At 68.8% G+C, this 18,209-nt stretch carries 18 protein-coding genes; 9 read left to right on the forward strand and 9 right to left on the reverse strand.

What is annotated here, in order from left to right:
• The first annotated feature begins 25 nt into the window (after positions 1 to 25).
• A complete protein-coding gene (locus G9U51_RS11025) occupies positions 26 to 2,035 on the forward strand; it encodes a glycosyltransferase family 39 protein (RefSeq protein WP_166196925.1) in 2,010 nt (669 codons plus the stop codon).
• Between the two features lie 9 nt (positions 2,036 to 2,044).
• Here the strand turns inward: G9U51_RS11025 and G9U51_RS11030 are convergent, their stop codons facing one another.
• The 6 genes from G9U51_RS11030 to G9U51_RS11055 form a co-directional block, all read right to left on the reverse strand.
• Positions 2,045 to 2,923 carry a hypothetical protein gene (locus G9U51_RS11030; protein ID WP_166196927.1) on the reverse strand — a complete coding sequence of 293 codons (879 nt, stop codon included), beginning with the start codon at positions 2,921 to 2,923 and terminating at the stop codon, positions 2,045 to 2,047.
• Positions 2,924 to 3,069: 146 nt separating this feature from the next.
• Positions 3,070 to 4,020 carry a non-homologous end-joining DNA ligase gene (gene ligD / locus G9U51_RS11035; protein WP_166196929.1) on the reverse strand — a complete coding sequence of 317 codons (951 nt, stop codon included), beginning with the start codon at positions 4,018 to 4,020 and terminating at the stop codon, positions 3,070 to 3,072.
• Between the two features lie 4 nt (positions 4,021 to 4,024).
• A complete protein-coding gene (locus tag G9U51_RS11040; protein WP_166196931.1) occupies positions 4,025 to 4,267 on the reverse strand; it encodes a hypothetical protein in 243 nt (80 codons plus the stop codon).
• 19 nt (positions 4,268 to 4,286) lie between these two features.
• On the reverse strand, positions 4,287 to 4,601 hold the full coding sequence (locus G9U51_RS11045; RefSeq protein WP_166196626.1) for a hypothetical protein: 315 nt from the start codon (positions 4,599 to 4,601) through the stop codon (positions 4,287 to 4,289).
• On the reverse strand, positions 4,586 to 5,011 hold the full coding sequence (locus G9U51_RS11050) for a hypothetical protein (RefSeq protein WP_166196933.1): 426 nt from the start codon (positions 5,009 to 5,011) through the stop codon (positions 4,586 to 4,588). Before G9U51_RS11050 ends, G9U51_RS11045 begins: the two co-directional genes overlap by 16 nt.
• On the reverse strand, positions 4,998 to 5,879 hold the full coding sequence (locus G9U51_RS11055; protein ID WP_166196935.1) for a DUF692 domain-containing protein: 882 nt from the start codon (positions 5,877 to 5,879) through the stop codon (positions 4,998 to 5,000). The genes G9U51_RS11050 and G9U51_RS11055 overlap by 14 nt, the downstream gene beginning before the upstream one ends.
• Before the next feature lie 556 nt (positions 5,880 to 6,435).
• Between G9U51_RS11055 and G9U51_RS11060 the strand changes: the two genes are divergently transcribed.
• The 3 genes from G9U51_RS11060 to G9U51_RS11070 are packed head-to-tail and all read left to right on the forward strand — an operon-like array spanning position 6,436 to position 9,068.
• On the forward strand, positions 6,436 to 6,696 hold the full coding sequence (locus G9U51_RS11060; protein WP_166196937.1) for an HU family DNA-binding protein: 261 nt from the start codon (positions 6,436 to 6,438) through the stop codon (positions 6,694 to 6,696).
• A gap of 25 nt (positions 6,697 to 6,721) precedes the next feature.
• Positions 6,722 to 8,542, forward strand: coding sequence for a glutamine--fructose-6-phosphate transaminase (isomerizing) (glmS, locus tag G9U51_RS11065; RefSeq protein WP_166196939.1), 1,821 nt, complete (start codon positions 6,722 to 6,724; stop codon positions 8,540 to 8,542).
• A 22-nt stretch (positions 8,543 to 8,564) separates the two neighbouring features.
• Positions 8,565 to 9,068 (forward strand): GNAT family N-acetyltransferase, encoded by a 504-nt coding sequence (locus G9U51_RS11070; RefSeq protein WP_166196941.1) that lies wholly within the window; start codon positions 8,565 to 8,567, stop codon positions 9,066 to 9,068.
• Between the two features lie 280 nt (positions 9,069 to 9,348).
• Here the strand turns inward: G9U51_RS11070 and G9U51_RS11075 are convergent, their stop codons facing one another.
• Both G9U51_RS11075 and G9U51_RS11080 read right to left on the reverse strand, forming a co-directional pair.
• Positions 9,349 to 11,004 (reverse strand): APC family permease, encoded by a 1,656-nt coding sequence (locus tag G9U51_RS11075; protein ID WP_207948228.1) that lies wholly within the window; start codon positions 11,002 to 11,004, stop codon positions 9,349 to 9,351.
• Between the two features lie 161 nt (positions 11,005 to 11,165).
• Positions 11,166 to 12,743 (reverse strand): ATP-binding cassette domain-containing protein, encoded by a 1,578-nt coding sequence (locus G9U51_RS11080; RefSeq protein ID WP_166196946.1) that lies wholly within the window; start codon positions 12,741 to 12,743, stop codon positions 11,166 to 11,168.
• A 263-nt stretch (positions 12,744 to 13,006) separates the two neighbouring features.
• Between G9U51_RS11080 and G9U51_RS11085 the strand changes: the two genes are divergently transcribed.
• Complete coding sequence (locus G9U51_RS11085) at positions 13,007 to 14,788, forward strand: long-chain-acyl-CoA synthetase (RefSeq protein WP_166196948.1); 1,782 nt, start codon at positions 13,007 to 13,009, stop codon at positions 14,786 to 14,788.
• Between the two features lie 125 nt (positions 14,789 to 14,913).
• On the opposite strand, the gene G9U51_RS11090 is transcribed toward G9U51_RS11085, so the two are convergent.
• On the reverse strand, positions 14,914 to 15,153 hold the full coding sequence (locus tag G9U51_RS11090) for a hypothetical protein (protein ID WP_166196950.1): 240 nt from the start codon (positions 15,151 to 15,153) through the stop codon (positions 14,914 to 14,916).
• A 120-nt stretch (positions 15,154 to 15,273) separates the two neighbouring features.
• On the opposite strand from G9U51_RS11090, the gene G9U51_RS11095 reads away from it, so the two are divergent.
• The 4 genes from G9U51_RS11095 to G9U51_RS17105 form a co-directional block, all read left to right on the forward strand.
• A complete protein-coding gene (locus G9U51_RS11095; protein WP_166196952.1) occupies positions 15,274 to 15,717 on the forward strand; it encodes a hypothetical protein in 444 nt (147 codons plus the stop codon).
• Between the two features lie 57 nt (positions 15,718 to 15,774).
• Positions 15,775 to 16,719, forward strand: coding sequence for an SGNH/GDSL hydrolase family protein (locus G9U51_RS11100; RefSeq protein ID WP_166196954.1), 945 nt, complete (start codon positions 15,775 to 15,777; stop codon positions 16,717 to 16,719).
• 45 nt (positions 16,720 to 16,764) lie between these two features.
• The gene (locus tag G9U51_RS11105) at positions 16,765 to 17,439 is read left to right on the forward strand and encodes a histidine phosphatase family protein (protein WP_166196956.1); all 675 of its coding nucleotides are present in this window, start codon (positions 16,765 to 16,767) and stop codon (positions 17,437 to 17,439) included.
• Positions 17,440 to 17,826: 387 nt separating this feature from the next.
• Positions 17,827 to 18,209 (forward strand): hypothetical protein (locus G9U51_RS17105; protein ID WP_207948229.1); only part of this gene is annotated, 383 nt, incomplete at its 3' end.

The raw sequence follows: 18,209 nt of genomic DNA on the forward strand, positions 1-18,209 counted from the left end.
CAGTCCCGGGCACCACGGTGACGGCATGAACTCCGCGACCGCGCAGCTACCCAACCCAGATTCCGGCGCGTGGCTGCACCGTCGGCTGATCGATGGCCGGGCCGCCGTTGCCCGCGGCTGGCGTGGGCCGGCCTCGGACCCGGTGTGGGCGCGACCGGCCCTCGTCGCCCTGCTGCTCCTGACCGCGGTCGCCTACCTGTGCAATCTGACCGCGAACGGCTATGCGAACTCGTTCTATTCGGCTGCGGCACAAGCAGGTTCGGTCAACTGGGAGGCATTCCTCTTCGGCTCCTCGGACGCCGCGAACTCGATCACTGTCGACAAGCCACCTGCCTCTTTGTGGGTGATGGCGCTCTCGGTGCGTGCCTTCGGCCTGAGCTCCTTCAGCCTGCTGATGCCACAGGTCGTGATGGGTGTCGCGACGGTCGCGGTGCTGTACGCGACGGTGCGCCGGTCCTTCGGTGCGGTCGCGGGGCTGATCGCCGCGGCGGTGCTGGCGGTGACACCGGTCGCGGTCCTGATGTTCCGCTTCAACAACCCTGATGCCCTCCTCGTGCTGCTGATGACGCTCGCAGCCTGGGCGACATTGCGTGCTATCGAGCGGGGATCGGCACGGTGGATGGCGGTGACCGGTGTGTTCATCGGCCTCGGCTTCCTCACCAAGACGCTTCAGGTGATGCTGGTCGTGCCCTTCCTTGGCCTGGCCTTCCTGATTGCGGCGCGGACGGGCGTGCGCGGCCGCATCAAAGGTGCGCTCGCGGGCGTCGGTGCCATGGTCGTCACGGCCGGTTGTTGGGTTGCCGTCGTCGAACTCGTGCCCGCGTCCAGCAGGCCGTATGTCGGTGGGAGCCAAGACAATTCGTTCTGGAATCTCACCTTCGGTTATAACGGCTTCGGCCGGCTCACCGGCAACGAGACCGGCTCGGTGATGCCGGGTGGTGACGCCGGGCCCGGCGGCGCCATGTGGGGCCAGACCGGGCTGTGGCGGATGTTCTCCACCCAGGTCGGCGGACAGATCTCCTGGCTGATGCCGAGCGCCCTGATCCTGCTCGTGGCCGGGATTGCCTTGCGCGGACGGCGTCCGCGCACCGACCTGCGTCGCGCTGCCTACCTCGTGTGGGGTGGCTGGCTGGTCGTCACGGCCCTCACCTTCTCCCTGATGGCGGGCATCTTCCACGAGTACTACACGGTCGCCCTGGCTCCCGCCGTCGCAGCGCTGGTCGGCATGGGCGCCCAGGAGGCATGGGAGCGCCGCGGCGGCCTCGTCGGTTCGGCCGTGCTGGCGTCGGCCGCGGGCGCCGCGGCCGTCTGGTCGTTCGTCCTCCTGTCGCGCACCACGGCGTATGCCGAGTGGCTGCGTTTCGGGGTGCTCGTCGCCGGAGCCGTCGCGGCCCTGTTGCTGTTGGCGGTGCGCTCTCTCGACCGGCGGTTCGTGCCGGTGGCGGTTGGCCTGGCCGTAATCACCGGCCTGGCGGGGCCCACGGCATACAGCGTGAGCACGATCCGCAGTCCGCACACCGGCTCGATCGTGACGGCGGGACCGGTCACGCGCGGCGGATTTCCAGGCGGCGGAGGCGGATTCACCGGACCGCCCGCCGGGGCGATGCCACCGCAGCGACCGGCAGGGACGATGCCACAACGCCCGGCGGGCGGGGGCATGCCGCGTGGTGGCGGGCTGCTGGAGGCCGGCACGCCCACCAGTGCGGTGGTGACAGCACTCCACACCGATAGCAGCCGGTTCACCTGGGTCGCGGCGACGGTCGGCAGCCAGAGTGCGGCCGGGCTGCAACTCGCGACCGGCGACCCGGTGATGGCGATCGGCGGATTCAGCGGCAGCGATCCGTCCCCGACGCTCGCGCAGTTCCAGGCCGACGTCGCGGCGGGACGGATTCACTACTTCCTGCCCGGAGGTGGTGGACCGGGCCAGGGCGCGGCGAGCACGGCCAGTCGGATCTCCGCGTGGGTGCAGGCGCATTACCGGGCAGTGACGATCGGCAATCAGACGTTCTACGACCTCACCCAGCCGAAACCCTGACCTCGGCGGTCAGCTCGACACCAGCCCGCCCCGGTGGCATTGGCGCTCGACCGGACGCCGGCCTCGGACCAGCTGGGTGCACCGCGGTGCCGGCCTCAGGTTGCGGGCCGGGAGCAGACCGGGGACGGGCGACGGGTTGGGCGTGCTCGGGGCCAGGGCGCTCACCCGTTCGTGGTCGCCACCGATGAGATCGCGGATCATCGCCCAGCGGCGTTCGTAGGCCGGCCCGAAGCGGGCTCGCGACCGGACGTCGCGACGGGAGCCGGCGGCATACCACCGCCGTGCCCACCACGAGCCCGGCTTGGCGAGACGCACCGCGCCCACTGCGGCGACGGGCGGCAGGAAGAGACCGATGACCGCGAACGGCAGCTTGCCCTTGAGCGCGCAGCCGAGCGAGCAGGCGACGGTGAGGCAGGCGGAGGCGATCAGCCACGGGCGGCTGGGGGCCCACCAGCCGAGCGGGTCGGCACCGAGGGTCATGGCGAGCAGGATCGCGGCGGCGACCAGGAGCGCGCTGATCGACTTGCGGCCGTGCGCCGACCAGTAGACATCCTCGACGTGCACCCACATCGCGAACTCATCGAGGGCCAGGGCCGTCCCGACGCCGAGGAAGATCGCGACCGCGACGAGCGCACGACCATGCGGCTCGTAGGTCACGTGGAGCAGGCCGACGACGAGCACGATGAGCATGCCCCAGACCTGGTGATGCACGTGCACACCGGCAATATGTATGTCGCGGAACAGCTTTCGCCTGCTCGGTGTCATCTGCCGCGCTCGGATGCGGCGGGTCGCCAACCGGGTGAGGCCACCGGTGCCGATGAAGGAGACGAGCATCCAGGCCACGGCCTGGCGTTCCGGGCCGAGCAGTTGCGCAACGCTGAAATCCACAGGCGGCACTCCTGGCGGAGACGTCGTTTCCACCGGTGACTCTGACAGTGGCGGGAAACGGGCGAGTGAACGACAGGCTGCCGCCGCCTCAACGCTTCACCGCCGAGCGGGCACTTTTCGTCGCCCGAGCGGCGACCTTTTCGCGCTCAGTCCTCCGGGTCGGGCGGCTCCGCACCGTCGCGCTCAGCCCACTCGAGCAGCGTGTCGAGGCGGTATGCCGTGTCGTCGATCTCGGCGTTCAGGTCACCGAGTTCGGCATACCGCTGGGGCATGGTGGCGATCGTAAAGTCCTGCGGTTCAAGCGAATCCAGCTCATCCCAGCGAAACGGGGCCGAGACGGTGGCGGCCGGATTGCCGCGCACCGAATAGGCCGCGGCGATGGTGTGGTCGCGGGCGTTCTGGTTGTAGTCGACGAAAACCGCCGCCGGGTCACGGTCCTTGCGCCACCAGGTGGTGGTGACGTCCTCCGGCGCCCGCCGCTCGACCTCGCGCGCGAAGGCCAGGGCGGCACGGCGCACCTCCTGGAAACCCCACTCCGGCTCGATCCGCACGTAGATGTGCAGCCCGGCACCCCCGCTGGTCTTCGGGAAGCCGCGAATTCCCAACTCCTCCAACACTTCTCGCGCGACCTGAGCCGTGCGGCGCACGCGCTCAAAGGGGGCTTCGGGCATGGGGTCGAGGTCGATCCGCCATTCGTCGGGCTTCTCGGTGTCGGCTCGTCGGGAGTTCCACGGGTGGAATTCGACGGTCGACATCTGCACCGCCCAGGCGACATCGGCCAGCTTGGTCACGCACAGCTCGTCGGCGGTGCGCTTCCACCGCGGGAAGTAGAGCTGCACGGTCTCCACCCAGGGCGGAGCGCCATGCGGCAGCCGCTTCTGGTGCACCTTCTCGCCGGTGATGCCGGTGGGATAGCGGTGCAGCATGCACGGCCGGTCACGCAGGGCGCGCACGATGCCGTCGCCGACCGACAGGTAGTAATTGACCAGGTCGAGCTTGGTGGTGCCGAGATCGGGGAAGTAGACCCGGTCGGGGTTGGAGACCCGCACGTCGAAGCCGTCGACGTCGAGGGTCACCGAGGGCGATGCCTTGGCCATGGGCTCAGCGATACCAGTCGTCGCCGGTGAGGAACCGGCGTTTGCCGAACCATGCGCCGCCGCCGCACAGCAGGGCGCCGACCACGAGCACGATGGCGAGCGTCAGCATCGCGCTGTCCGACCGGGTGACGTAGATGACCCCCGACAACAATGCAGCGATCAGACAGAGCACCCCGACGATGGCAAGCGAGAGCACCAGCATCCGCAGGATGATGCCGTGCAGGGTCAGGGTGGGTCGCGGGGACATGCGCCCATCCTGGCAGGGCTCAGCTCGAGCTGCAGCTACTGCCACCGCCGCACGAGGAGCCGCCACCGCAGGACGAGCTACTGCACGACGAACTGCTGCAGGACGATGACGAGCTACTGCACGAGGACGAGCTGCTGCACGAGTTGTGGTGATGCGTGCTGCCACCCACCTCGCTGCCGCCGCCAACGAGCGCCGCGTTGTTGCCGTGGCTGTTCCAACCGCTGCGTCGCCGGGTCGCGCCGCTGCCTCCGTTGACGGCCACCAGAATGACGACGAGGACGACCGCGATGATGATGATGAACACCGCGCCGACGAAGATCAGTCCGAATGCCATGAATTCCCCCTTGATGGTGTGAGGCGAAGGTGGACGACCTCGCTTCGCCAGGAGACGACGAGGTCGCCGTCATACACGGTGCTCCGACGCCGCCCCGCGTAGACGTCGGCGAGCCGGATCCAGTTCCGCGCGAGGTCGTTGCGACGCAACCAGGCGATGAACTCGTCACGGTCGGTGTGGGCGCAGCCGCGGGTGGGCTGTTCGAAGCAGAACCGCACCGCGAGATCGCGCCAACCGGGCAACCACGTGACTTCCTCACAGGCCCGCTCGATCGCGTCGACCCGCTTCATCGCGAGGATCCGTGCCGTATGCCGAGCGCGTAGCGCGTCGAAGCCGTCCGGCACCCGGCCGTGCAGCAGGTCGTCGACGACCCGGTGTTGGCGCGCCGCCAGCCGCTCACGCGTGGGCATGCGAAACCCCTTGAGCCACAGCGGTATTGATCCGGTCCAGGTCGCTGCTCACCGCAGCCGCGGTGATGTCGGCGTCGCGTTCGAGCATGATGCCAGGCAGCGGCAGGCAGCGATCGGCATACGTGCTGGTGAGCAGGGTGACCAGGGCGGTGACCTCGTCGCGGACCGGGTGGGCGTGGGTGTCGAGGTAGAGCCCGTCGCGCTCGGTGCCGCCGGCGACGTGGACATAGGCGACCTGTTCGAGCGGGAAGCGCGCGAGCTCGGCCGCCGGGTCGGTGCCGCGTGCCGTCGCACTGGCGTAGAGGTTGGCGACGTCGAGCACGAGGTGGACCCCGGTGCGGTCGACGAGTTCGGTGAGGAAGTCCGGCTCGTCCAGCTCGTCCTCGGGCCAGCTCATCAACGCAGCGATGTTCTCGACGGCGAGCGGGCGGGGCAGGGCCTGCTGGGCTTCGCGGACGTTCTCGACGAGCACCGCGAGGCTGTCGCGGGTGCGCGGGGGAGGCAGCAGGTGGCCGGCCTCCAGCACGTCACCGTGCAGCGGGTCGGGCGTCGCGGCACCTCGCACGAAGGCGACATGTTCACTGATGACGGGGGAGTCGAGGGCCTCGGCGAGATCGGCGAGGTGCTGGAGCCGGTCTGCGTCCGGCCGGCTTGCGTCGGCCAGGCCGAGGGTGACGCCGTGCGGCACGATCGCGACACCGGCCCGGCGCAGCGCGGTGAGTTCGGTCGGCAGACGGTCGGGCCGCACGTTCTCGGCGACGACCTCGGTGAAAGTGATCCGGTCGTCGGCGGCGAGGGCAGCGATGAACTCGGCGATCGGTCGTCGCCAGGCGACGGCAGTGCCGCGCAGTTCGCTGATCCCAGTCATCTCGCCCCTTTCGATGCCCCTCGCGTCGTCATCGTTCCACGTGGTGCGCTGCCGAACCAGACCGAGCGCGCTGGGGTGGCGCCGATCGCCCAGTTGGGCGTTTTGTGCGGGGCCGCTGGGCGCTGGGGTGGCGCCGATCGCCCAGTTGGGCGTTTTGTGCGGGGCTGCCGGCGCGGGGGTGGCGCCGATCGCCCAGTTGGTCGTTTTGTGCGGGGCTCCCGGCGCGGGGGTGGCGCCGATCGCCCAGTTGGGCGTTTTGTGCGGGGCTCCCGGCGCGGGGGTGGCGCCGATCGCCCAGTTGGGCGTTTTGTGCGGGGTTGCCGGCGCTGGGGTGGCGCCGATCGTCCAGTTGGGCGTTTTGTGCAGGGTTCCCGGCGCTGGGGTGGCGCCGATCGTCCAGTTGGGCGTTTTGTGCGGGGCCGCTGGGCGCTGGGGTGGCGCCGATCGCCTAGTTGGGCGTTCTTGCGCTGCTGTATGCCGGGTGCACGACCCGAAACGTGCCCGATTTCGGGCAGAAGTTTGTGTTTTCGTCGCCGCAGCATGCACAGTCTTCCTCGTGCCTGACGAAGAACTGGTCCGCAGAGTCGCGGAGACGACCGGCCTCAGCCCCGCGGAAGCGGCGCGCGTGGTCGAGGACGTGATCGCCTGGCACGGCGAGACCGTCGAGGAATATGTCCGGCGCAGGCACGCCCACCACCAGACCTACGGCCGGCGCAACGAGGAGACCTTCGCGCTGATCGCGCGGGAGCTGAAGCGGCGCCCGTTCGCCGCGCCCGAACTCACCACGCGTCAGCTGCGGCGCATCGTCTACGGCTGAACCACCAAGGAAAGAGCAGACCACCATGTGCGGCATCGTCGGCTACATCGGCCCCAATCAAGCAGCTCCCGTCATCCTCGAGGGCCTGCACACGCTGGAGTATCGCGGCTACGACTCGGCCGGTCTCGGCGTGCTCACAGCCCGCGGGCCGAAGGTCGTGCGAGCGGTCGGGCGGGTGCGTGACCTGGAGGAGGCGCTGCCCAAGCGGCTGTCCGCCACGGTCGGCATCGGCCACACCCGCTGGGCCACACACGGCCCCGCGACCCAGGAGAACGCTCACCCGCACACCGACGCTGAGGGTCGAATCCTCTTGGTGCACAACGGGATCATCGACAATGCCGCCCAGCTGCGGGCGGCACTCACCGCCGACGGCGTCACCCTTCAGTCCGATACTGACACCGAGGCGCTCGCCCACCTCATCGCCCGCTCGAGCGCCAAGACGCTCGAGGACAAGGTGCTCGAGACCCTCGGCAAGGTCACCGGCACCTACGCCATCGCGGTCGCCGACGCCAAGCAGCCCGACCGCGTCGTGGTCGCCCGTCAGGGTTCGCCGCTCGTGCTCGGCGTCGGCGATCACGAGATGTTCGTCGCGTCCGACGCGACGGCCCTGGTCCGGCATACCTCCTCGGTGGTGCACCTCGACGACGGCGAGCTCGCGGTCGTGACCGCCGACGGCTTCCGCACCTTCACCGCGGAGAGCAACGACACCGGCAAGCAACCGCAGACCGTCGACCTCGACGCCGTGCAGGCGCAGATCGGTGAGCACGACACGTTCATGCACAAGGAGATCCACGAGCAGCCCGAGTCGCTGCGCCGGATGCTGTCCGGCCGGTTGGACGACCGCTTCGCAACCGCTCGCCTGGACGGGCTGCAGATCGAGGCGCGCGAGCTGCGAAAGTTCAAGCGGGTCAAGGCAATTGGCTGTGGCTCGGCCTACTACATCGGCCAACTCGGCGCCTCCATGATCGAGGACTTGGCGCGCATTCCGGCCGACGCGGAGGCCGCCTCGGAGTTCCGCTATCGCAACCCGATCATCGAGCCGGACACCCTGTATGTCGCGGTCAGCCAGTCCGGTGAGACCGCCGACACGCTGTTCGCCGTCAATGAGATCCAGCGCAAGGGCGGCACCGTCGTCGGCCTCGTCAACGTGGTGGGTTCATCGATCGCGCGAGCCTGCGACGGCGGCATCTACCTGCACGCCGGCCCCGAGGTCAGCGTCGCCTCGACCAAGGTGCTCACCCACATGGGCGTGGGCTTCGCCCTGCTCGCACTCGCTCTCGGGCGCGTGCGCGACCTGTCCTTCACCGAGGGCAAGCGCATCCTCGATGGGCTGCGCAACCTGCCGGACCAGGTCGCGGAGATCATCGCCAAGGAGGACGAGATCGCCTCTGTTGCAAAGGAACTCACCCATGCGCAGAGCCTGTTCTTCATCGGTCGGGTGCGTGGTTATCCGGTCGCGCGTGAGGGCGCGCAGAAGCTCAAGGAGATCTCCTATCTGCACGCCGAGGCCTACCAGGCCAGCGAGCTCAAGCACGGTCCGCTCGCACTGATCATCCCGGCGATGCCGACTGTCGCGATCATCCCTGATGACGAACTCGTCGACCGCAATATCGGTGCGCTGCACGAGATCACGGCACGCAAGGGGAAGGTCGTCGCGATCACGCACAGCGAAATCGATCTCGAAGGCACCGAGGTGGCGCGCATCGACGTGCCGCGCAACGAGGTGGAGCTCGACCCGCTGCTGCTCACGATTCCGTTGCAGCTGTTGGCATATCACGTCGCGACGGCTCTCGGACGCGACATCGACCGCCCCCGCAACCTCGCAAAATCGGTGACGGTCGAATAGCGGTCGCCCCTATCGTCGCGGGATGGAGTTCGAGATCAGCCCGCTGCGCCCCAGCGACGCCGAGGTGATCGGCCCGGCGCACAACCGCATCTGGCGGGAGGCGTATGCCGGTCTCCTTCCTCCCGCTGTGCTCGCCTCACGCGATGATGCCGCCGCCACGCGTCGCTGGCGTGAGCGCGGTGAGCAGGTGCAGGAGCACGGGCGGTCCGCGGAGGGTGCGGTGAACCTGGTGGCACGGTTCGACGGGCAACCGGTCGGCTGGATCTCGGTGGGCCCGGGGCGCGACGACGACCCACCCACTCCGACCGAGTTGTGGGCGCTCTACGTCCTGCCGGAGCACTGGGGTGCTGGCGTCGCGGGCCGGCTGGTAACAGCGGGACTGCCGCCCGGGCCGGCACACCTCTGGGTCTTGGACGGCAACGAGCGAGCGATCGCGTTCTACCGCAAGGTCGGCTTCGACATCGACGGTGCCACCAAGGAACTCGGCACCACCGGGGCGATCGAGCGCCGTATGACGCGTCGCTAGCACTCCGACGGCGCCGGTGGTGGCTGACGTTGCGGGCGGGGCCGCGTGGGTGTCAGGGATTGCGGCCGGGGTCGGGCCGGTGGTGCTGACGCTGCGGGCGGGGCCGCGTGGGTGTCAGGGATTGCGGCCGGAGGCGGGCCGGTGGCGCTGACGTTGCGGGCGGGGCCGCGTGGGTGTCAGGGCTTGCGGCCGGAGGCGGTTTCGCGTCGCCCAACCAGGGAAGCCGCAGCACGAAGCCGCCGCCCCAACAAAGGGGCGGCGGCTTCGCAGGAGACCGGGATCAGGCCGGCATCGGGTCGTCCTCGAGCGCAGCCTCACGCTCGATCTCGGCGATGTGGGTGTCCATCCGCTCCTCCGGCAGCCGATTCATGACCGCGAAGTAGTAGACGGCGACGCTGAAGATCACCGTGAGCAGGCAGGACCAGCCGAAGCTCATGATCGCCTTGTCGTCGAGGTCACCCGCCAGATAGGACAGGATCGCCAGGCCGCCCAGCCACGGCAGCATCCACGCGCCGGACTTCCACTCGAACGGCGGCTTGGCGTGGCCCATCGCGCTCATGACGGCGAGCAGCACCAGGCCGAGCAGCACGGTGATGAACAGCTTGAAGTTGATCGTCCAGGTCGACCAGATGACGATCAGGTTGGAGCAGATGAAGGCCAGCAGCGGCAGCACGTCGCCGCCCGGGCAGCGGAACGGCCGCGGCGCGTTGGGCTTGGTGCGGCGCAGCGCGCCGACGACCAGCGGCCCGGACGCGAAGGACAGCACCGTCGCCGAGGTGATGAAGCCGACCAACTGCTGCCAACTCGGGAACGGCAGGAAGACGATCAACCCCACCACGAAGGCCACCACCAGGCTGATGAACGGCACGCCGTTCTTGTTGGTCTTGGCCAGTGCCCGTGGAGCGTTGCCGTTGCGCGCCATGGCGTAGGACACGCGCGAAGTCACCGTGGTGTAGATCAGGCCGGTGTCACCCGGGGAGACGATCGCGTCGGCATACAGCAGGTAGGCGAGCCAGGCCATGCCGAGGGTGGTCGCGACCGCAGCGAGCGGGCCGAAGGAGTCCTTGAAGTCCAGCGCGTCCCAGCCCTTGGCGAAGTCGCCACCGTTGAGCGCGCCGATGAAGGCCACCTGCAGGCCGATGTAGAGCAGGCCACAGAGCACGACGGACCCGATGACGGTGATCGGGACATTGCGCTTGGGGTTGTCGGTCTCACCGGCGAGCTCGATGCCCTGACGGAAACCGAGGAAGGAGAACACGATGCCGGACGTCGCGATGCTGGTGAAGACGCCCTCCCAGCCGAACGGCATGAACCCGCCCTTGCCGGAGGTGAAGTTCGACCCGTGGAACTGGGCGAAGAGGAAGGCGATGATCACCACGGTGATGATGAGCAGCTTCCACCACACCAGGATCGTGTTGATCTTCTCGAACCACTTCACGCCGAAGTAATTGATGAGGACGAAGAGCGCCATCAGGATCACCGCGGAGATGTAACCGAGCGTGGTGAGCGTGTGCACCTTGTCGCCGTTCACCATGTGCTCGGTCGTGAACGGCGCGTATTTGGTCGCGTACTGCAGCGCCGCCTCGACCTCGATCGGCGCCACCGTGGCGCAGGCGATCCACAGGATCCACCCGGCGAGGTAGCTGCTGAACGAGCCGAAGGCGATATGCGGGAAACGCACCACGCCACCGGACACCGGGAACATCGTGCCGAGCTCGGAGTAGACGAGCGCGATGATCAGGATCATCACCATGCCGATGGCCCACGAGATCATTGCGGCCGGTCCGGCTTGCTTGGCCGCGTTCATCGCGCCGAACAGCCAGCCGGAGCCGATGATCGAGCCGACGCTCGCGAAGAGCAGTCCGATCAGGCCGACATGTCGGCGCAACTCGGGTTGATCAGTGTGGGGCGCTGCCGCCCCGTCGAGGCTGGACACTCGAAACCTCCTCTGCGGGGCCGTCCGGCGGCGCCCGCGCATGCAGATGTGCGGCAATCACGGTGGATTGCCACCGGACACTGTTGCATGATCGAAGGGTGAGGTGGGAGACCCTCGACGGTCTTTCCTTTGCCGTATGCCGACCGGCTCGCCTGCCGCTCTCACAGCCGGTATGCCGACCCTTCCCAGCGAGCACGCAGCCACCGGTCATGGCTGGCGATCACGACCGTCACCGTGGTCTCGCGCACGGCCGCCTCCAACTCCTCGACCAGCGCGGGCGAGAGGTGGTTGGTGGGTTCGTCGAGCAGCAGCAGGTCGGCCTGCTCGGCGAGCAGGAGCGCCAGCGCGAGCCGATGTTGTTGTCCCACACTAAGTTCGCCCACGGCTGAGCGAAGATCGCGCGGGTGCAACAGCCCGAGCTCGCGCAGCGGCACCGGCGGATCGGTCGCGGCATACAGGTCGACCGGGAGGGCTCGCGGGTCGGTGAAGGTCACCTGCTGCGGGAGCAACCCGACCCGGCGCACGTGCACGTCGAGCCGGCCCCGGTCCGGCGCGAGCCGGCCGGCGAGCACCGCGAGCAGCGAGGACTTGCCCGAGCCGTTCGGGCCGGTGAGCAGCAGCTTGTCGCCCGTCGCGATATCGAGCCGGTCCACGGCGACCCGGCCTTCGACAAAGAGGTCACGAACCGTGGCGGACGCACCGGCCGCGCCCGCGATCGCACCCCGAAACCGAAGTGGCACAGGCGGTTTGGGGATCAGCTCGCGTTCGACGGCGGCGATGCGCTGCTCGGCATTGCGCCGACGCCGGGACACCGTCGCCTGCACGCGCGACCCCTTGAACCCGTAGATGTACTTGTCGCCGTCGCGGGGCCCGCGGTCGTGCGCGATGTCGAGGTTGGTGGTGCGTGCCGCCTTGCGCAACTCCTCCAGCTCCTCGCGCTGCGCGATGAACGCCTCGAGCCATTGCGTGCGCGCCTGTTCCTTGGCGCGGACATAGGCGGCATACGAGCCGGTGAAGACGCGACCGCCGTCCCCGTCGCTGCCGAAATGCGACGGGTCGAGGTCCACGATCGTGGTGCAGACGCGGTCGAGCAGCACCCGGTCGTGCGTCGCGATCAGCACGACACCCGGCATCGAAAGCAGCTGTGACTCAAGGAAGTCCAGGCCGTCGTCATCCACGTGGTTGGTCGGTTCGTCCAGCAACAGGCAGGCCGGCCGGCGCGTGAGCAGCGCGGCGAGCGCGAGCCGGGCCCGCTGCCCGCCGGACAGTTCGCCCACCCGGGTCGAGGGGTCGATCTGCTCCAGCCCCAGCCGGGCCGCGGCCTCCTGCGCGCGACGGTCGGCGTCCCAGGCGTCGTGGCTGGTCGCGTCCTCGAGCGCCCGGTCGTAGGCCGCGGCGTCGGTGGGCAGCGCGTCGGCCGCGCGCTCAACCTCGGTGACCATGGCGTGCAATGGCGCCAACGCATCCCGCAGGACCCGCCCGACGGTATGCCGGGTGCCCAGGCCGGTGTCCTGCGCGAGATAACCGAGATCGGCCGGCCGATGCACCTCGCCACCATCGGGAACGTCCAACCCCGCGGCGATCCGCAGCAGCGTGGATTTGCCCGAGCCGTTCTCACCGACCAGGCCGACGCGCTGTCCGGGCGGGGCGGTCAGCTCGATGCCGTCGAGGACGACGCGATCGCGGAAGGTGCGGTGGACGTCGCGGAGCACGAGTGCAGCGGGGGAGATGGCAGACATGTGGAGACCTCGGTGGTAGCCGGAGGCTCGCCGGGCAGCGCCGCGGACGCGAGCGAGGTGAGGTCTCAGTGCTTCATGACGAGTGTCAGCCTGACGGCTCACGGCATACGGGGTCAACCGGATTGCGAACTCGCGCGTCCGCGGCTGCGCGCCACCGGTCGTGCCGAACTGCGGACAGATCCAAGCAATTCGCGCGCAGCCGGCATATCCGCGGTGTGATCTGGATAACCTACCTGGCAGTAACCCGCACGAGGAGGACCCCCATGAGCACCGACACCCGCCGCAAGGTCAGCGCGCTGGATCTCGGCAAGAGCATGCTCGGCATGGCGCCCGACCTGCCCGGCATTTTGAAGGGCGCGCCGGGGCTGCTGCTGCGCAAGCCGAGCGACAAGACATCGGCGGGGTTGACCTTCCAGAAGGCCGCCGCCGCCCACCCGCACCGCCACTTCCTCAAGGGCGAGGGCGGCCGGGTGCTCACCTATGGCGAGTCCAACGACCTGGTCAACCGCTATGCCTCGGTCTTCACCGCGCGCGGGGTCCGGCGCGGCGACGTGGTTGCGCTGATGGCGCGCAATGACATCGAGAACATCCTGGTCATGCTGGCCGCCGCCAAGATCGGCGCGGTGGCCGGCCTGCTCAACTACAACCAGCGCGGTGACGTGCTCGCGCACAGCCTGGGCATCCTGCAGGCCAAGCTGCTCGTGCTCGACGCTCCGCTGCGCGAGGACCTCGACTCGGCCGGTGAGATCGCCACGCGCCAGCAGGTGATCACCTTCGAGGAGCTGCGCAAAGAGGCGGAGTCCGCGGACAACCGCAACCCCACGATCACCAGCGAGATCCAGGGCAAAGAGACCTTCCTTTACATCTTCACCTCGGGCACCACCGGCATGCCGAAGGCCTCGGTGATGAGCCACTACCGCTGGATGAAGTCCTATTCCGGGCTCGGCGCGCTGGGCGTGCGGCTCAAGGGCGACGACACGCTCTACTGCCCGCTGCCGCTCTACCACAACAACTCGGTGACCGTCGGGCTCACCTCGGTGCTCAACGGTGGCGCCGCGATGGCGGTCGCGCCGAAGTTCTCGGCCAGCAAGTTCTGGGAGGACTGCATCGCGTATGACGCCACCGCGTTCGTCTACATCGGAGAACTGTGCCGCTACCTGTTGGCCCAGCCCGAGCGACCGGTCGACAAGCAGCACAAGGTGCGCGTGGTCGTCGGCAACGGCCTGCGCCCGGACATCTGGCACGAATTCCAGGAGCGCTTCGGGATCAAGCGGATCGCCGAGTTCTATGGCGCCTCGGAGTGCAATATCGCCTTCATCAACGCCTACAACATCGACCAGACCGCGGGCACCTGTCCGCTGCCCTACAAGGTGGTCGAGTACGACCCGGAGACCGGTGACGCGGTGCGGGACGCGCAGGGTCGGCTGAAGAAGGTGAAGAAGGGCGAGGTCGGCCTGCTGCTGTCGAAGGTCACCGACCGGCAGCCCTTCGATGGGTACACCGACTCCGATGCCACCGAGAAGAAGCTGATCCGCGGCGCCTTTAAGGACGGCGACGCGTGGTTCAACACCGGCGACCTGGTGCGCGACCAGGGCTTCCAGCACGTAGCCTTCGTCGACCGGCTCGGTGACACCTTCCGCTGGAAGGGCGAGAACGTCGCCACCACCGAGGTCGAGGCGCTGCTCGCACACCAGCCGCAAATCGAGGACTGCACCGTGTATGGCGTGTCCGTGCCGGGTGCCGACGGCAAGGCCGGTATGGCGGCGGTCGTGCTGCGCGAAGGCGCGTCGATCGAAGGGCCGGAGCTCGCCAAGCACGTGGCCGAGCGGCTCCCGTCATACGCCTATCCGCTGTTCGTGCGGGTGGTCGACTCGCTGGAGCACACCTCGACCTTCAAGTCCCGCAAGGTGGAGTTGCGTGACTCCGGCTTCGGTGACAAGGCCGGTGGCCAGGTGTATGTGCTGACTGACGCCGAGCGTGGGTATGTGCCCTACTACGACGGCTATGTCGACGACGTGAATGCCGGTCGCTACCCGAAGCTCTGAGCCCCTCTTTGCTGGTTGAGCGGCGTCCTGAGCAGCGCGACGGAGGAGCGCGTGTCGAAGGGCAAGGCGCGAGCTCGCGAGCGCCGCGTCGAAACCACTGCCCCGGGCGTGCGCTCTTCCTCTGGTCAGCGGCGGCGCAGCAGACCTGACTCGGTGACGACATACCGCGGACCGGCGGTGGACGCCGACGGCAGCGCGCTCGGGCTCACGGCAGCGGATTGCGTTGCGACATAACGCATCCGCTGGGTCGCGACGCCAGCAGCCGATGCCTCGGCGGTGGGGATCGCGGCGGTGCCGAGCAGGGCGACGGACGCTGCGCCAACGATGGCGCGGGTGGTGCGGCGGAAGCCGAGTGAAGTGTTCATGTCGAGGACTTTGCTCGCCGGTGCTTTGCGGTTTCTGTGCGCCTCCTGTGGCATGTGGATGTGCTGATGCTGGACCGCGCGACATAGCTCGCCCTAGCCTCGACGGTGGGGAGGTCGCACATGAACGCAGCACGGCTCGACCGGAGGTGGCTGCGGCGTGCGCCGAGGCAGCGGGCGCGTGCGGGCGTCGGCGCGCTCCTGCTCGTGGTCACCGGCTCCGGTGTCGCGCTGACCAGTTGCTCGAAGACTCCGGATCCCGCGTGCTTCGCCAGCGCCTTGCGTCTGAATCCGTCTGTGGCACAACGTGATCAGCGGGTAGCGCTCACGGCGGCGGTCGAGCGGTGCCCATCGGGCACGGCATACAGCGTGGTGCTGGTGGACGCGAGTCAACGACAACTGGAGCTCGGCTCTGGCCGGACCGGTCCGAAGGCCCTCCGCCACGAGTTCACCGTGCCCCGCAGCACCGCGACCGGTGCCGGCCGGATCTCGCTGAGCTTCCAGGTGCGCTGCGGCGACGGCGAGGGCTCGTGCGCGGGCTTCCCCGTCGGCATCACGGTGCAATAGTCGCCGCGCTGGGACGGCACGCGTGCGGTCGCGTGGTTCTGGGTCAGGATGGGCCACGTGGATGCGATTGTCGGACTTGGAGATTCGTATGCCGCGGGCGTCGGCTCACCGGACCCTGACGGGCTGTGCTGGCGGTCGCGGTCGGCATACCCGATCCAGGTCGGCACCGCGCTGGGACGCGACGTGGTGCTCAACGCCTGCCTCGGCGCGACGATCGCGGATGTGCTTGCGAATCAACTGGATTCGCTGAGCGCTGACACGCCCTTGGTGACGATCACGGTCGGGGGCAATGACGCCGGCTTCGCCCAGGTGCTCACCCGCTGCGCGCTGCCGGCGTGGATGGGCGACTCCGACGACGTGCTCGACGAGGCTGCCTGGGTGATCCGCGACGTGCTGCCCGAGAGACTGCGATCGCTGTATGCCGCGGTGCGCGCCAAGGCACCGAACGCGCGGCTGATCGTGGCCGGTTATCCGAGACTGTGGGACCGGCCGGAGGACTGCAACCTGGCGACCTTCTTCAGCCCGCACGAGATCGGCCGGATGAACCAGGCCGCGGACGAGCTCGCGATCGTCATCGGCGCCGCCGCCCGCGACAGCGGCGCCGATTTCCTCGACGTGCGCAGCGCCTTCACCGGGCAAGGTGTCTGCGAACGCGTGGAGTGGATCAGGGGTGTCTCCTGGCCGGTCGAGGAGTCCTTCCACCCGGCCCCGCTCGGTCACCGGGCGTATGCCCGCGCCGTCCTCGACAGCTACGGCAGGCGCGAGACGGCCGGCATACCGGCGAAACCCTCGGTGCGTTATGGCGTGGACTGCCGGGGATCGGCTCCGACCTTCCGGCTGCCCGATCTGCTGAGCGGCCGCAGTCTGCGAGGCGCCAAGGCACACGGGCTCGACACGGACGAGGTGGCCGCTCTCGGTGAACGCGTGCGCCAGCCGCAGCCCGACCCGGCCGCCCATGACCGGCTGCGCGAACTCGACGCCCAGGTGCGAGCCACCCGCTGACTCCCGGCCAACCGGCGGCCATCCCCGGCGAGCAGAATGGGGGCCATGCGCCTGACGCTGATCCGCCACGGCGAGACCCCTGCCAACGTCATGGGCTCGCTGGACACCGCCCTGCCGGGCCCGGGTCTGACCGACCGAGGTCGCGAGCAGGCGCAGGCGCTGCCCGACCTGCTGCGTGAGCTGGACGGCGACCCGATCGACAGCATCTGGGTGTCCGGTGCGCTGCGCACTCACGAGACGGCCGCGCCGCTCGCGTCCGCGCTCGGCCTGCTGCCGACCACGCTCGCCGGTGCGCACGAGATCCAGGCCGGTGAGGTCGAAAAGCACACCGATCCGGAGAGCGTGCAGCGCTATCTCGAAGTCCTGTGGAGTTGGTCGCAGGGCGACACCGGTGTGCGGATGCCGGGTGCCGAGACCGGGGACGAGGTGTTGCGCCGATTCGATGCGGGCGTCGAGCAGATCGCGCGCTCCGGCACCCGCCACGCGGTGCTCGTCAGCCACGGCGCGATGATCCGCACCTGGACGTGCATCCGCTCGCACAACCTCGGGATGAACTTCGCCCGGCACAACCCCCTGGCCAACACCGGCATCGTGGTCGTCGAGGGCGAGCCGGCTTCGGGGTGGGTCACCCGATCCTGGATGGGAGCGCCGCTGGGTGGTCCGGGAATCGACGGCAACGACCCGTATGACGGCCCGACCGGCCATCCGTTCGAACCCTGACCCGGCCGCTCGCGCCGCCGCTCGATTTGGTGTGTCGCTGGCGGGCTGTGCATGGTGGAAGACATGACTCTCGCACGACCGACGTCCCGGAGCCTCGCGCCCGCTGCCGTGATCGCGGTGGCCGCCCTCGGCCTCACCGCCTGCGGTGGCAGCACCGACGCCTCCTCTTCCAGCCCGGCCAGCAGCTCCACCACTAGCTCGAGCACCAGCTCGTCGTCGGCTTCGACGTCGTCGTCCGCGCCGACCCCCAGCACGACCTCGAGCGCGGCGCCTAGCTCGAGCGGGGCGACCTCCAGCTCGGGTGGTCCAAGTTCCAGCGGCGCGACGTCGAGCACACCAGCCCTGGACACCGCTTTGGTCAGCAAGTGCCTCACCGCCAACACGAAGATGAATGCCGCCGTCACCCGCTGGAATGCCGCGGTGAAGACCCAGATCACCAGCCAGCTCGACTCCGCCGGTGACAACTTCCGCACCACCGCGCGTGACCTGCGCAAGCTGACGACGAACTACAACAATCCCACGTTCAAGAAGTACATCCTGGCGATCGGCAACGATTTCGATTCCATGGCCAAGGCGCGCGACAACCGCACCACCGTCTCGACCGATGCCTATAACCGCGACGCCAAGACGCTGCGCACCTACTTGAGGTTGACCCCGTTCGGTGGACATCCTGATCGTCAGGTTTCGGCCTGGCAGGGAAGGATGCCCTCATGGGTGCGAAGAGGAAGAGTTACACCCCGAAGTACCGGCAGGAAGCCGCGCACTTGGTG

Origin of the sequence: Metallococcus carri, assembly GCF_011440275.1 — a bacterium.
Taxonomy (GTDB): Bacteria; Actinomycetota; Actinomycetes; order Actinomycetales; family Dermatophilaceae; genus Metallococcus; species Metallococcus carri.